At 58.2% G+C, this 14,225-nt stretch carries 12 protein-coding genes and 2 tRNA genes; 7 read left to right on the top strand and 7 right to left on the bottom strand.

The genetic code is table 11. The features are described from left to right. Nucleotides 1-96: 96 nt before the first annotated feature. Together Q1K31_RS09355 and Q1K31_RS09360 are read left to right on the top strand one after the other, a co-directional pair. Nucleotides 97-1,380: an FAD-dependent oxidoreductase gene (locus Q1K31_RS09355; protein ID WP_300378981.1), complete on the top strand. Its 1,284-nt coding sequence runs from the start codon at nucleotides 97-99 to the stop codon at nucleotides 1,378-1,380. After that, nucleotides 1,377-1,931, top strand: a complete 555-nt coding sequence (locus Q1K31_RS09360; RefSeq protein WP_300378982.1) for an acyl-CoA thioesterase — start codon at nucleotides 1,377-1,379, stop codon at nucleotides 1,929-1,931. The genes Q1K31_RS09355 and Q1K31_RS09360 overlap by 4 nt, the downstream gene beginning before the upstream one ends. Nucleotides 1,932-1,944: 13 nt before the next feature. Here the strand turns inward: Q1K31_RS09360 and Q1K31_RS09365 are convergent, their stop codons facing one another. From Q1K31_RS09365 to Q1K31_RS09395, 7 genes are all read right to left on the bottom strand, one after another. Beyond that, complete coding sequence (locus tag Q1K31_RS09365; protein WP_300378983.1) at nucleotides 1,945-3,099, bottom strand: acyl-CoA dehydrogenase family protein; 1,155 nt, start codon at nucleotides 3,097-3,099, stop codon at nucleotides 1,945-1,947. Nucleotides 3,100-3,324: 225 nt separating this feature from the next. Then, nucleotides 3,325-3,400: transfer RNA gene (locus tag Q1K31_RS09370), tRNA-Val, on the bottom strand. 125 nt (nucleotides 3,401-3,525) lie between these two features. Next, nucleotides 3,526-5,934 (bottom strand): endopeptidase La, encoded by a 2,409-nt coding sequence (gene lon / locus Q1K31_RS09375; protein WP_300378984.1) that lies wholly within the window; start codon nucleotides 5,932-5,934, stop codon nucleotides 3,526-3,528. A 147-nt stretch (nucleotides 5,935-6,081) separates the two neighbouring features. After that, nucleotides 6,082-7,347, bottom strand: coding sequence for an ATP-dependent Clp protease ATP-binding subunit ClpX (clpX, locus tag Q1K31_RS09380; protein WP_300378985.1), 1,266 nt, complete (start codon nucleotides 7,345-7,347; stop codon nucleotides 6,082-6,084). Between the two features lie 120 nt (nucleotides 7,348-7,467). Beyond that, the gene (locus Q1K31_RS09385; protein ID WP_300378986.1) at nucleotides 7,468-8,091 is read right to left on the bottom strand and encodes an ATP-dependent Clp protease proteolytic subunit; all 624 of its coding nucleotides are present in this window, start codon (nucleotides 8,089-8,091) and stop codon (nucleotides 7,468-7,470) included. Nucleotides 8,092-8,276: 185 nt separating this feature from the next. Further along, nucleotides 8,277-9,680, bottom strand: a complete 1,404-nt coding sequence (gene glnA, locus Q1K31_RS09390) for a type I glutamate--ammonia ligase (protein ID WP_300378987.1) — start codon at nucleotides 9,678-9,680, stop codon at nucleotides 8,277-8,279. Nucleotides 9,681-9,738: 58 nt separating this feature from the next. Further along, the gene (locus tag Q1K31_RS09395; RefSeq protein ID WP_300378988.1) at nucleotides 9,739-10,077 is read right to left on the bottom strand and encodes a P-II family nitrogen regulator; all 339 of its coding nucleotides are present in this window, start codon (nucleotides 10,075-10,077) and stop codon (nucleotides 9,739-9,741) included. A gap of 309 nt (nucleotides 10,078-10,386) precedes the next feature. Between Q1K31_RS09395 and Q1K31_RS09400 the strand changes: the two genes are divergently transcribed. The 5 genes from Q1K31_RS09400 (at nucleotide 10,387) to tig (ending at nucleotide 14,225) form a co-directional block, all read left to right on the top strand. Then, entirely contained in the window at nucleotides 10,387-11,085 is a 699-nt protein-coding gene (locus Q1K31_RS09400; RefSeq protein ID WP_300378989.1) for a Coq4 family protein, read from the top strand. Beyond that, nucleotides 11,082-11,621: a histidine phosphatase family protein gene (locus tag Q1K31_RS09405; RefSeq protein ID WP_300378990.1), complete on the top strand. Its 540-nt coding sequence runs from the start codon at nucleotides 11,082-11,084 to the stop codon at nucleotides 11,619-11,621. Before Q1K31_RS09400 ends, Q1K31_RS09405 begins: the two co-directional genes overlap by 4 nt. Before the next feature lie 174 nt (nucleotides 11,622-11,795). Next, entirely contained in the window at nucleotides 11,796-12,641 is an 846-nt protein-coding gene (locus Q1K31_RS09410; RefSeq protein WP_300378991.1) for an NAD(P)H-hydrate dehydratase, read from the top strand. Between the two features lie 41 nt (nucleotides 12,642-12,682). Continuing rightward, nucleotides 12,683-12,767 (top strand) — tRNA-Leu (locus tag Q1K31_RS09415). A 123-nt stretch (nucleotides 12,768-12,890) separates the two neighbouring features. Continuing rightward, nucleotides 12,891-14,225, top strand: a complete 1,335-nt coding sequence (gene tig / locus Q1K31_RS09420) for a trigger factor (protein ID WP_300378992.1) — start codon at nucleotides 12,891-12,893, stop codon at nucleotides 14,223-14,225.

Below are 14,225 nucleotides of genomic sequence, written 5' to 3' on the forward strand. Positions count from 1 at the left end.
ACGGGCCTGCCTTGGGGAATAGAGACCGTCATCAGCTATTGGTAACAGGTCCAAATTCGATAAATGTAACCTGGTGGCAATAGCGGGCGTTTGAGATTGAGTACAAAAAAGACGGTCGGGATTATTGGTGGGGGCCCAGCGGGGCTGAGCATGGCGCGCATGCTCAGCGAACGTGGATATACACCAACTGTATTCGAAGCGCTTGGGGATGTCGGCGGCAAGTCCTTCACCTTCTATCATGGCGAGAACGTCGTGGAGATGGGCACCTGCTACGCTACCTTCTCCCACAAGATTACTAATCAGTGGATGAGAGAACTCGGCATGCCCATGTCGCCTCTGGGTGACCAGCGTTTCGATGGGGATGACTTCATGAAGTTCGTGAAGTCCGGCTACGGACCGGCCCTGCCCTTTCAGGTCATGACCTACTGGAAGGAAAAGCTCCGGCTTGAACGCCAGCTCGCCAGGCCCAATCCCCCCCAATCAGTTATTGATGAGGCCGCCACACCGGTTCAGCAGTGGTTGCAGGCTCGCCAGCTGGGCAAGATCGAGAACTTCATGCTGCGCTCGACGACAAACATCGCCTACGGGTTCATCGACGAGGTTCCCACTGTCCAGGCCCTGCGCTGGAATGACATGAAGCTGATTGTTACCGGCCTGCTCAAACAGCTGAAAATGCCCATCGAAGGCTGGGCAGAATTCTGGCGACGGGTCGCATCTCAACTCGATGTACGCCTGAACAGCCGGGTCACTGGCGTCGAACGCCGCACGGACGGGGTGAGCATAGACACAGATGACGGAACAACCCATGCGTTCGATCTCCTCGTCTGCGCCATACCGCTCGATGAATTCATCAGGATGACGGACGCAAGCGATCTGGAACGGAAGGTTTCCGGATCCGTGGAATGGAATGGCTACACGACCACCCTCGTCGCCGTGGAGAATTGGTTCGATGATGTACACGTTGAGGCTTTCCGCGAGTCTGTCTTGCCCGGCGCGCCGCGCGGCCAGCTTCTTTCGGCCCGGCGTGATGGATATGAAGCCGACCTCGGCGGCACGCTGTACCTGACAGGCCAGTTGAGCGGCGCATATAGCAGTGACGAACTGCAGGAACTCCTGCGTTCGGATATCACCAAGCATGGCGGACGCCCGACAAACGTGATCCTGCAGAAGATGTGGAAGTATTTTGCGCAATACAATCCAGATGCAATCCGGGACGGCCTGCTGTCACAGCTTGAGGAGATACAGGGACAGCAGAGGACCTGGTACACAGGTGCCATCTTCTCCCACGAAGCGGTTTCCCACATCGTCAACTTCAACGCAGAACTGGTGCAGAAAATGCAGCGGACAGAAGCACCTGTCCCAGCTGCGAACACTACATGAATCTTTTCCTCCGCCTCCTGATGACATTCCTCCGCGCCAGGCTCTCGCGGGAGCGGCCCGGATTATTCGACATCACCAGGATCCGGTCGCGCGTGATGCTGACAGACCAGGACATGTTCGCCCATATGACGAACAGTCGGTACTTTTCCTTCAGCGACCTGGCGATCATCAACTACATCATCCGGACCGGCTGCTGGAAGAAATTGCGCAAGCAGGGCTGGTTTCCTGTTGTCTGCTCGGAGACCGTTGTCTTCTCCCGGATGCTACGCGCCCATCAGGCGTTCGAGATCGAGACACATCTTGTCGGCTGGACAAGCACCTATATCTGCCTGGAGCATCGCTTCACGCGCAAAAACAAGGAAACGGCACGCGTCCGTATAGTCGCCCGTTTTGCCAGTCGCAGGCAGGAGCGCGTTTCCATGGACGATATTACCCGCCTGCTGGACGTGGAGACGGCCTCACCGCCACTCGACGAGGCCTATCAGGGCATGATCGCAGACGTCGAAGCCGCCCGCGCCCGAAAGCGCGAAGCAGACTTTGCCAGCGGCTAAGCCGGCCTTTCGCCTATTGGCGCATCATTTCCCGCGAGACGATTACGCGCATGATCTCGTTTGTGCCTTCAAGGATCTGATGAACGCGCAGGTCACGCACGATCCGCTCGACTTCGTAGTCAGAGAGATAACCATACCCGCCGTGCAGCTGCAGCGCATCATTGGCGATCCGTGAGCCGGTATCGGTCACGAACCGTTTGGCCATTGCGCAATACTTGGTGGCATCGCCGGCCTTCGCATCGAGCTTGCTGGCCGCCTCATACAGAAGCGCCCGTGCGGCCGAGAGGTCTGTCTCCATGTCGGCGAGCTTGAACTGCGTCGCCTGGAAGTCAGCAATCCGCTGGCCGAACTGCTTGCGCTCTTTCGTATAGTCGACCGCCCGGTCGATCGCGTCCTGTGAGCCGCCCAAGGAACAGGCCGCAATGTTCAGCCGCCCGCCATCGAGCCCGGCCATGGCATAGCGGAAGCCCTCACCTTCCGGCCCGATCCTGTTTTCAGCCGGGATGCGTGCATCATCAAAGTTGACCATGGCGGTCGGCTGCGCCCGCCAGCCCATTTTTTCTTCCTTCTTGCCGAAGGAGACGCCCGGCATGTCCTTCTCCACGACAAAGGCGGAGATGCCACGGGCGCCATCATCGCCGGTGCGTGCCATGACGACATACACATCGGAAAACCCAGCCCCGGAAATGAAAGCCTTGGCGCCGTTCAGGATATAGTCGTCACCGTCCTTCTTCGCGGATGTCTTCAGGCTCGCCGCATCGGACCCAGCGCCTGGTTCTGTCAGGCAGTAGGAGGCGATCAGGTCGACTGCCGTCAGCCGCGGCACGTATTTCGCGCGCAGCGCGTCGCCGCCAAAGCTGTCGATCATCCATGTCGCCATGTTGTGAATGGACAGGAACGAAGCATGGCTCACACAGCCACGCGACAGCTGTTCGAAGATCAGCACGGCATCCAGACGGCCAAGTGCCGAACCGCCATGTTCTTCCTTCGTGTAGATGCCGCCAAAGCCGAGCTCACCCAACGCTTTCAGGACATCGCGATCAAGTGTTCCCTCGCCTTCCCAGCGCGCTGCATTGGGACGCAGGCGATCAAGCGCAAAGCCCTTCGCCATATCCTGGATCATCACCTGTTCGTCGGTCAGTGCCATGACGTCTATCGTCTCCCGCATATTATGGTTTCATCAGCAACAAGCATATGCGCTGATTGGTGGGAAGGGCCAGTACTGTAGCTACATGCATGTGGTCATCAGCTCAGGCAGCCCGTTGCCGGTTTCACGCAACATGCGAAAACGCTGCCATTAACACAGAAGAGACAAAGCCCCTGCCCGAGCATTCATTCTGTAAGATCAGTCCGCAGGAATGGTCTTAAGAACGAGCGTTTGACCGGCAATAAATGGTGGGCGGTAACGGGTTCGAACCGCTGACCCTCTCGGTGTAAACGAGATGCTCTACCAACTGAGCTAACCGCCCTATTCAACTCTGCTTTTGCGTGAGCCGGACACGAAATGCAAGACGGCCCCTGCCATGATTTGCAGGGGCCGCCGGATTTTTACTGTTGAACCCGACCGGTCAGAACCGGAAAGGCTGAACATGTTCTAGTGACGAACCGTTTCCCCTGATTCGGAAGATGACGGTTTGCCCGCGAGGCTCGCCTGAAGGGCCGCCTCATCTTCGTCCGACCATTCGATCGGCGCGAGCGGGCGGGTCAGCGCCCGGGCAAACACTTCATTGATATCCGTCACAGGAACGATCTTGAGACCTTCCTTCACGTTTTCCGGAATCTCGGTGAGATCCTTTTCATTCTCTTCCGGGATAAGCACCGTCTTGATGCCGCCACGGAGCGCTGCGAGGAGTTTTTCCTTCAGCCCGCCAATTGGCAGTACGCGGCCCCGCAGGGAAACCTCACCGGTCATCGCAACATCGCGGCGCACCGAATTCCCCGTCAGGAGAGAGACGATCGCCGTTGTCATGGCGATACCTGCTGAAGGGCCATCCTTCGGTGTCGCCCCGTCCGGAACGTGGACGTGAATGTCTGTCGTGTTGAAAGTGCTTGGCTTGATGCCGAGCATGACCGAACGGGAGCGAACCAGTGAGCTGGCCGCCTGGATCGATTCCTTCATGACATCCCGCAGGTTCCCCGTGACCTTCATATTGCCACGGCCAGGCATCTGGACGGCCTCAATTGTGAGGAGGTCACCACCCGTCTCAGTCCAGGCAAGCCCGGTCGCTGCGCCGATCTGGTCTTCTTCATCGGCGAGGCCGAAACGGAATTTCCGCACGCCGGCAAAATCATCCAGATTGTCAGGCGTCACCTCAATCACGGTTTCGCCCTGCTGGGTAATCCGGCGAACGGCCTTGCGGGCAAGCCGCGCAAGCTCCCGCTCGAGATTACGCACACCGGCTTCACGTGTGTAATACCGGATGAGGTCGCGAACGGCCTCTTCCTGAACGATCCACTCGTTTTCCGAAAGCCCGTGATCCTCGCGGATTTTCGGCATCAGGTGACGGGTGGCAATCTCCAGTTTCTCCGGCTCGGTATAGCCGGCGATACGGATAATCTCCATCCGGTCGAGAAGCGGCTGCGGCATATTGAGCGAGTTTGCCGTCGTGACAAACATTACATCCGACAGGTCGTAATCGACTTCCAGATAGTGGTCATTGAACGTTGAGTTCTGCGCCGGGTCGAGCACTTCCAGAAGTGCTGAGGCCGGGTCGCCGCGCATGTCCATGCCCATTTTGTCGACTTCATCGAGCAGGAAGAGCGGATTGCCGCTCTCGGCCTTCTTCATCGACTGGATGATGCGGCCCGGCATTGAGCCGATATATGTTCTGCGGTGACCGCGAATCTCGCTCTCGTCGCGCACGCCCCCAAGAGAGACACGGACGAAGTCACGTCCGGTCGCTTCAGCGATCGAGCGGCCAAGCGACGTCTTGCCAACGCCGGGCGGGCCAACCAGGCACAGGATCGGGCCTTTCATCTTCTGGGTACGCTTTTGCACAGCCAGATACTCGATGATGCGTTCCTTGACCTTCTCGAGACCATAGTGATCGGAATCGAGCTGCTGCTCGGCCTTGTCGAGATCGGTCGAGATATCCTTGCGATGCCCCCACGGCAGCGAGAGAATCCAGTCCAGATAGTTCCGCACGACAGTCGACTCGGCCGACATCGGGCTCATCTGGCGGAGCTTCTTCATCTCCTGATCGACCTTGGTGCGGGCTTCCTCGCTGAGCGGTGTCTCGCGGATCTTGTCCTCGAGTTCGCTCATCTCATCACGTTCACCTTCGCCAGCGTCACCCAGTTCGCGCTGAATGGCCTTCATCTGCTCATTCAGGTAATATTCGCGCTGGGTCTTCTCCATCTGGCGCTTGACGCGGTTCTTGATCTTCCGCTCCATCTGCATCATGCCCATTTCGCCCTCCATGAGGGAGAACACCTTTTCCAGGCGTTCACGGGCATTCGACATCTCCAGCAGCTCCTGCTTGTCGCTGAGCTTGACCTGGAGTTGAGATGCGACAGCATCGGCAAGCTTTCCCGCATCGGTAATCTGCGACACGGTCGCGACTGATTCCGGCGGAATCTTGCGGTTCAGCTTGGCGTAATTCTCGAACTGGTCGATGACCGCACGGGACAGGGCCTGTACCTCGCCCGTATCACCGGCTTCCGGCTCCACGAGCTCAACCTCGGCGTCGAAATAGCTGTCACGATCATTGAATTCCACGATACGCGCACGGCTTGAACCTTCGACGAGAACCTTCACCGTTCCGTCCGGCAGCTTCAGCAGCTGCAGGATGGTGGCGACCGTCCCGAGTTCGTGAATGTCGTCGGCAGCGGGGTCATCAGTTGACGGGTCTTTCTGAGCGACGAGCATGATCTCGTTCTCGCCCTCATCAACCATCTCGAGCGCCCGCACGGATTTGTCACGCCCCACGAAAAGCGGCGCAACCATATCGGGAAATACGACAATGTCCCTCAGGGGAAGGACGGGGAGGGTTTGCTTGGGCATTTCTATGCCTCCTATTGATGCCTGGACCCTGCTCAGCAGCGATCCTGCCGGCGCCCGATCCATATGTGGGCGATTCCGGCTTCTGTCCAAAAATGTGGAGGTTAATGCGCGCCGTTCAAGCGGCCTTGCGCAGGCTATCCACCGGGATCAGGACGCTTCGCTCGGCTTTTCCGATTTTGCGTGAACATGCAGCGGTGCGGCATGGCCTTCCACCACCTCACCGTTGACGACGATCTCCTCGACACCACGCAGGTTCGGCAGCTCGAACATCGTGTCGAGCAGGATACCTTCGAGAATGGACCGCAGGCCACGCGCACCCGTCTTGCGGGCAATCGCCTTGCGGGAAACAGCCGTCAGGGCCTCGTCGGTGAAAGTGAGGACGACATCCTCCATGTCGAAGAGGCGCTGATACTGTTTGAGCAGTGCGTTCTTCGGCTGGGTCAGGATCTCAATCAGGGCATCCTCATCCAGGTCTTCGAGCGTTGCGATGACCGGCAGGCGACCGATGAATTCCGGGATCAGGCCGTAGCGTTGAAGGTCTTCAGGCTCTACGTCACGCAGCACTTCGCCGACACCGCGTGCATCAGGGTCTTTCACATCGGCACCAAAGCCCATGCGGGTGCCTTCACCGCGGGAGGAAATGATCTTGTCCAGCCCGGCAAATGCACCGCCGACGATGAACAGGATATTTGTCGTGTCGACCTGCAGGAACTCCTGCTGGGGATGCTTGCGTCCGCCTTGTGGCGGCACAGCGGCAACTGTGCCTTCCATGATTTTCAGAAGCGCCTGCTGGACACCCTCGCCCGACACATCGCGTGTTATAGACGGATTGTCGGACTTGCGGGAAATCTTGTCGATCTCGTCGATATAGACGATGCCGCGCTGGGCCCGCTCGACATTATAGTCCGCAGACTGAAGCAATTTGAGGACGATGTTCTCGACATCCTCGCCGACATATCCCGCTTCGGTAAGTGTCGTCGCATCTGCCATCGTAAACGGCACATCGAGGATACGTGCCAGCGTCTGCGCCAGCAGTGTCTTGCCGCAGCCGGTCGGCCCGACGAGCAGGATATTGGACTTGGAAAGCTCAACCCCGTCCGAACTCGACGCATGGGAGAGGCGCTTGTAGTGATTGTGAACGGCCACAGACAGGATGCGCTTGGCATAGGCCTGCCCGATGACGTAATCATCCAGGACATCACAGATTTCGCGCGGGCTCGGCACACCTTCCTTCGACTTGAAGCCAGCCGCCTTGCTCTCTTCGCGAATAATATCCATGCACAGCTCGACGCACTCATCGCAGATGAACACGGTTGGCCCGGCAATCAGCTTTTTGACTTCGTGCTGGCTTTTCCCACAGAACGAGCAGTACAGCGTGTTCTTCGAGTCGCCGGAGCCGTTTTGTTTCGTCATGGCTACCTCAATGCTTTCGATCCAATGAACGCACGATTCATGCCGCGCGCGGACCGACACCTTCATCCGATCTTATTTTTTAAGCCCGCCTGCGCAAGTGCATGCGCTCATCAAGGCAGACTATTTATCGTCTTCAGCCTGCCGGCGTTCATACACCTGGTCGATCAGGCCAAAGTCCTTTGCCTCTTCCGCCGTCATGAACGTATCGCGATCAAGCTTCCGCTCGATCGTGTCATAGTCCTGACCCGTGTGCTTTACATAGATATTGTTGAGACGACGTTTAAGCTCGAGAATTTCTTCAGCATGCCGCTCTATGTCGGTCGCGACACCACGATAGCCGCCTGAAGGCTGGTGAACCATGACGCGCGCATTCGGCAGCGCAATCCGCATATCCTTTTCGCCGGCCGACAGCAGGAGCGAGCCCATGCTGGCCGCCTGGCCAATGCAGACCGTCGAGACCGGGCAGCGGATATACTGCATGGTGTCATAAACAGCCAGGCCGGAGGAAACATACCCACCGGGGCTGTTGATATACATAGAGATCTCTTTTTTCGGGCTTTCCGATTCCAGGAAGAGTAGCTGCGACGTGATCAGCGCCGCCATCCCGTCATCAATACCGCCCGTGACGAAAATGATCCGCTCCTTGAGGAGCCGGGAGAAAATATCGAAGGACCGCTCCCCGCGGCTCGTCTGCTCGACGACCATGGGGACAAGATTGAGAGCGGTTTCATACGGTTCGGACATTCGGGAACGCCTTTAAATTCAGAATAATCACCGGGAGTACGTGGCAGACAGCCCGATATTTGTCCATGTGCAGTTTCACGCAAGGGCTGGATAACATTATTCCACGACTCTCACTCACCTCTTAAACATGAAAACGCCCCGGACACAGCCGGGGCGCTCCTTGTCATGACGGTCAGGCCTGCAAATCAGACCTTGTAGTACATGTCGAATTCGACCGGGTGCGGATGCAGCTGAAGGCGCTCCACCTCTTCCATCTTGAGATCGATATAGGCGTCGATCTGGTCGTCTTCGAAGACATTGCCCTTTTTCAGGAAGCCGCGGTCGGAATCGAGGCTTTCCAGGGCCTCGCGCAGTGAGCCGCAGACCTGCGGAATGGATTTCGCTTCTTCCGGCGGCAGGTCGTAAAGGTCCTTGTCCATGGCATCGCCCGGATGGATCTTGTTCTCGATCCCGTCGAGACCAGCCATAAGCAGGGCCGCGAAGGCAAGATACGGGTTGGCCGTCGGGTCCGGGAAACGGGCTTCGACGCGCTTGGCCTTCGGGCTTGAGCCGAACGGAATACGGATGGAAGCCGAGCGGTTGCGGGCCGAATAGGCCAGCATGACCGGGGCTTCGTAACCCGGCACGAGACGCTTATAGGAGTTGGTGGACGCGTTGGTAAGCGCGTTCAGCGCCTTAGCGTGCTTGATGATGCCGCCGATGTAGAACAGGCAGCTTTCAGACAGGCCTGCATACTGGTCACCGGCGAAAAGCGGCGTGGAATCGTTCCAGATCGACTGGTGAACGTGCATACCGGAGCCGTTGTCGCCGAAATATGGTTTCGGCATGAAGGTCGCCGTCTTGCCATACTGGGCAGCAACATTGTGCACGACATACTTGTAGAGCTGAAGACGGTCAGCCATCGAAGTCAACGTCGAGAACTTCATGCCAAGCTCGTGCTGGGCCGGCGCCACTTCGTGGTGGTGCTTTTCCGGCTCGAGGCCGAGCTCGCCCATGATCGACAGCATCTCGGAACGCATGTCCTGCTCGGAATCGATCGGCGGAACCGGGAAATAGCCGCCTTTCGTGTGTGGGCGGTGGCCCATATTACCGGCCGGGTATTCCTTGCCCGTATTGAAGGGCAGCTCCGTGGAATCAAACGAATAGCCGGTCTGGTGCGGGTCCGTGTTCCAGCGCACATCGTCAAAGACGAAGAATTCAGCTTCAGGTCCGAAGAAGGCCGTCGTGCCGATGCCCGACTGCTTAAGGTATGCCTCGGCCTTCTTGGCAGTCGTGCGCGGGTCACGCGCGTAAGCCTGACCGGATACCGGGTCGAGAATGTCACAGATCACGGACATCGTGGTCTGCTGGAAGAACGGATCGATCACCGCGGCATTCGCATCCGGCATGAGCAGCATGTCGGACTCGTTGATGGTCTTCCAGCCGGCAACGGACGAGCCGTCGAACATCTGTCCCTCGGTGAAGAAATCATCTTCGACCATGCCCTTGTCGAACGTGACATGCTGCATCTTGCCACGCGGATCGGTAAAGCGAAGGTCAACGAACTCGACGTCCTTGTCCTTCATCATCTTCAGTAGATTTTCGGCCATTTAGCCCTCCAGTTAAAATGCTTGCGACTGCTGTCTACGAAGCAGGGAATCGAATTCGTCAGAGCGCGCCTTCGCCGGTTTCTCCGGTACGAATGCGAACAGCTTCAGTGACATCAGAGACGAAGATCTTGCCATCGCCGATCTTGCCCGTGTGTGCGGCCTTGGAAATCGCGTCTATGACACCGGATACGCCGTCATCGGCGATTACCAGCTCGACCTTCAGCTTGGGCAGGAAGTCAACGACATACTCGGCACCACGGTAGAGTTCCGTATGGCCGCGCTGGCGCCCGAACCCCTTGGCTTCGGTTACGGTCATGCCCTGCATGCCGACGTCGTGAAGCGCCTCTTTCACATCATCAAGCTTGAACGGTTTGATGATCGCCTCGATCTTTTTCATTGCCGCATAAACCTTTCCCTCAAGACTTGCAGATCACGTAGCAGGGCCGCATCGCGTGACGATATTCGCAGTTCACCGATTCATGGTCCTGACAAGCATATTGCACATTTTTTGGACGCTTGTGCCCTATTTCTGCCCAGCGGCGCCAAACCCCAAAAGTGACGCCAGCGTCATTGTTTTGATTTGCGGTACGTGCTAAGCTCAACATTCCTTAAACTAGCCCCCGGAATGGTCATGACAGCCGCCACCTATTACATAGATCCCAGTCGCGAAACGCCGAAATTCCGGCCGCTGACAGCGTGGAGGCACATGCAACGCCTTCTCGCCGACAAGGAAGATACCGAACAGGTATTTCACATCATCGAAGCCCTGAACGGAAAATCCACCCTGAAGGACTTTGATCGCTTCATGAAAACATCTGTCGGGAAGGCCCAGCTCGCAAAGCGGGCTTACCTGCCCCCGATTCTCGACAACCATGAGCCGCTTCACGCCATGCCTGAGGGCAGTGTCGGACGGACTTATGCAGAGTTCATGGAACGCGAGGGCCTGAGCGCGGCGGGGCTGGTCGCCGAAAGCGAGAAGCACGGGGCGTCATGGCGCAATATCGAGGATGACCTTCTCTGGTACGGCAACCGCCTGCGCGACACCCATGACATGATGCACATACTGACAGGGTACGGTCGCGATGCACTGGGCGAAGCTGCCCTGCTCGGTTTCACCCATAGCCAGCATGGCGGGGCCGGTGTCAGCTTCATTGCCTTTATGGGCGGTCGTCAGATCGCAAAGTCTGCCCCCAAAGAGGCCCGCATCCGTTCCGTGATTCGGGAAGGCCGGCGAAACGGCAAGGCCGCCCGGCGCATCATTGAGGCCGATATCCAGGAAATCCTGCCCCGCCAACTAGAAGACGTGCGCGCTGAACTCAATATCAGACCACCGGTCTTGTACCACAAGGCACATGAGGCCATTAGGGCAGCTGGTATGGATCCTTATGAGGTAAACAAGAATTGATTTTTCTCGTTCGCCACGGCGAAGCAGAAGCCGGCTGGGGGCATGCTGCCGATCCGGGGCTCTCCGAACTCGGCCACAAACAGGCCGAAACCGCTGCAGGCGCGCTCAAGCTACAGGACATCCGGCATATAGTTGCCAGCCCCATGGCACGTTGCCAGCAGACCTGCGCACCCTTTGCGCAACTGAGCGGGCTGGAAGCCATGACCGACCCGGATGTCAGCGAGATCCCGACTCCGGACGGACTGGATGACCGCGTGGCCTGGCTCCGTGGCTTCATGGGCGGTGACTGGAAAGCCGCACCTCCAGTTCTGCATGACTGGCGCGAAAAACTCCTGGCCAAGGCCAACAGTTTCAGCGATCACACTGTCGTCTTTTCGCACTTTATTGCCATCAACACGATTGTTGGCAGCCTCCAGGGCTCCGAAGCCGTGACGAGCTTCCGGCCAGGGCATTGTTCGGTGACACAGCTTAACAAGGGCGCGGGTGGACTGTCGATTGAAAGCTTGGGCAGCGAAGCCGCCAGCCAGGTGCTCTGACAAGATACCCGTCGCAGGTCGTTCCAGGCCTCTGAAATGTACCGCGGCGAGACCGTCACCGCACCGCTATCACACCATCAAACACGGTTCTTGAGACTTATTCTTCCCCCTGTACGTTTTGCCAGAACCACTTCCCTGCTCTATCGAAAGCCTGAAAACGATCAGGTTGGATAAATGAGCAAGCCAGTTCCCGACACCAATCACCCTGACATGTGGCTCGAGGCCTGGCCGTGGCCAGATAGCGACAGCCACAAGCATGCCCGCGGTGCACTCGGCTGCGTGACGGGATCTGCGAGCGCGACCGGTGCTGCCCGGCTGGCTGCACGGGCCGGGCTGAGAACCGGTGCTGGCCTCGCCACGCTTTTCTCGCCGCCGGGCGCTGTGCTCGTGAATGCCATTCACGAAACCGCCGTCATGGTGAAAGCTTTTCGCGATGCCGATGAGCTGGCCAGCCTGTCGGCGACCTGCGCGTGCACAATTATCGGTCCTGGCGCGGGGGTCACGGAAGAAACGCGCGAAAACACATTGAGCGTCCTCGATAATTCCGAAACCAGCGTTCTCGATGCCGACGCTTTCACGGTTTTCAAGGATGACCCCCAGGCGCTGTTTGGCGCGATCAAGACTCCCGTTCTGACGACGCCTCATCCAGGCGAATTCAAGCGCCTTTTCCCCGGCCTGCTTGAAGAACACGGGCGCAAAGCGGCCGCCATGATTGCAGCTGAACGCTCCGGTGCAGTGGTGATCCTCAAGGGCGCGCAAAGCGTCATCGCCGCGCCGGATGGACGGGTCGTCCTGAACGATCATGCAACACCGTTTCTCGCTACGGCAGGCAGTGGCGATGTCCTGGCGGGTATTGCTGGCGGCCTGATGGCGCAAGGCATGGAAGTCTTCGGGGCGGCCTGCGCAGCCTGCTGGGCGCATGGAGATACGGGGCTGCGAGTGGGGCCCGGCCTTATCGCAGAAGACCTTCCCGAGGTGCTGCCAGAGGTTCTGCAGGAATTGCATGCCAAGAGGGCTTGAACCCCGGCAAGACTGGCGATACCAGAACGGCCCGGCCTGATGCGGATGTGGCGGAATTGGTAGACGCACCAGATTTAGGTTCTGGCGCCGAGAGGCGTGGGGGTTCAAGTCCCTCCATCCGCACCATGTGAAATTGCCCCACACGCCCGCATGGACAGTCAGTCAAGGCTGTGACATACAGCGCCGCTTCAAGGACAATCTATGCCATTCACGGGCGGCATGCGCCCACGGGCACAAGGAATTAGAACGATGGAATGCACCGAAACCACTGATGGCCTGAGCCGCACATACAAGGTCAAGGTGCCGGCTAGCGACCTGCAATCGCGTCTGGACGAGCGTATTGAAGAAATTCGCCCCCAGATGCGCCTGAAAGGCTTCCGCCCGGGCAAGGTGCCGGCAACACATGTACGCAAGATGTTCGGCAAGTCCATCATGGGCGAAGTCGTCGAAGCAATGATGAAGGAAACCAGCGAAAAGGCGATTGCCGATGCTGAGGTTCGTCCGGCTTCGCAGCCTGACATGCACATGGAAAGCGACATGGAAGCTGTGCTCGCTGGCGACGAGGATCTCGCCTACCACATGCACGTCGATGTCATGCCGGACTTCGAGCCTGCAGATGCCTCAAAGCTGAAAATCACGCGCCCGGTGGCAGAGGTTGACGACGAAGCGCTGAACGAAGCACTCGGCCGCGTTGCCGAGAACAACCTGAAGTACGATGCCCGTGGCAAGACCGCGAAAGCGCGCGATGGCGATGCCGTGCTGATCGACTTCACAGGCAAGGTTGACGGTGAAGCTTTTGAGGGCGGCTCCGCAGAAGGCTACACGCTGGTGCTGGGTTCCAATAGCTTCATCCCGGGCTTTGAAGAGCAGCTCGTCGGCACAAAAGCTGGTGAGGAGAAGGCTGTCGAGGTCTCCTTCCCCGAAAATTACCAGGCCGAACACCTCGCCGGCAAGGACGCCGTCTTTGATGTAACCGTGCACGAAGTTCGCGCGCCGAAGACGCCGGAGATTGACGAGGAATTCGCCAAGGGTCTCGGCATCGACTCGCTGGAAGAACTCAAGAACCTCGTGAAGCAGCAACTGCAGCAGGAGCTCGACAACGCTTCACGCGCCAAGGCCAAGCGCAGCCTACTTGATGCGCTCGACGAGAAGCATGACTTCGAACTCCCCCCGAAAATGGTGGACATGGAGTTCAACCAGATCTGGCAACAGCTCCAGCAGGAAATGGACGCCGGGCGGGTCAGCGATGAGGACAAGGACAAGTCCGAAGACGATCTCAAGGAAGAGTACCGTAAAATCGCAGAGCGCCGTGTCCGCCTCGGCCTGGTGCTTGCCGAGATTGGCCGTCTTGCGGAAATCCAGATTTCCGAACAGGAAGTCCAGCAGGCCCTCGTACGCGAAGCACAGCAGTTCCCGGGGCAAGAGCGTCAGGTCCTGGAATTCTTCCAGCAGAACCAGGATGCAATGGCCCAGCTTCGCGCGCCAATCTATGAGGACAAGGTCGTCGACCACCTGCTTGAACAGGTCGAAGTCGACGAGAAGAAAGTTACTCGCGAAGAACTGCTGGCTGAAGACGAAGAGTAA

Source organism: Henriciella sp. (assembly GCF_029936995.1).
Lineage (GTDB): Bacteria > Pseudomonadota > Alphaproteobacteria > Caulobacterales > Hyphomonadaceae > Henriciella.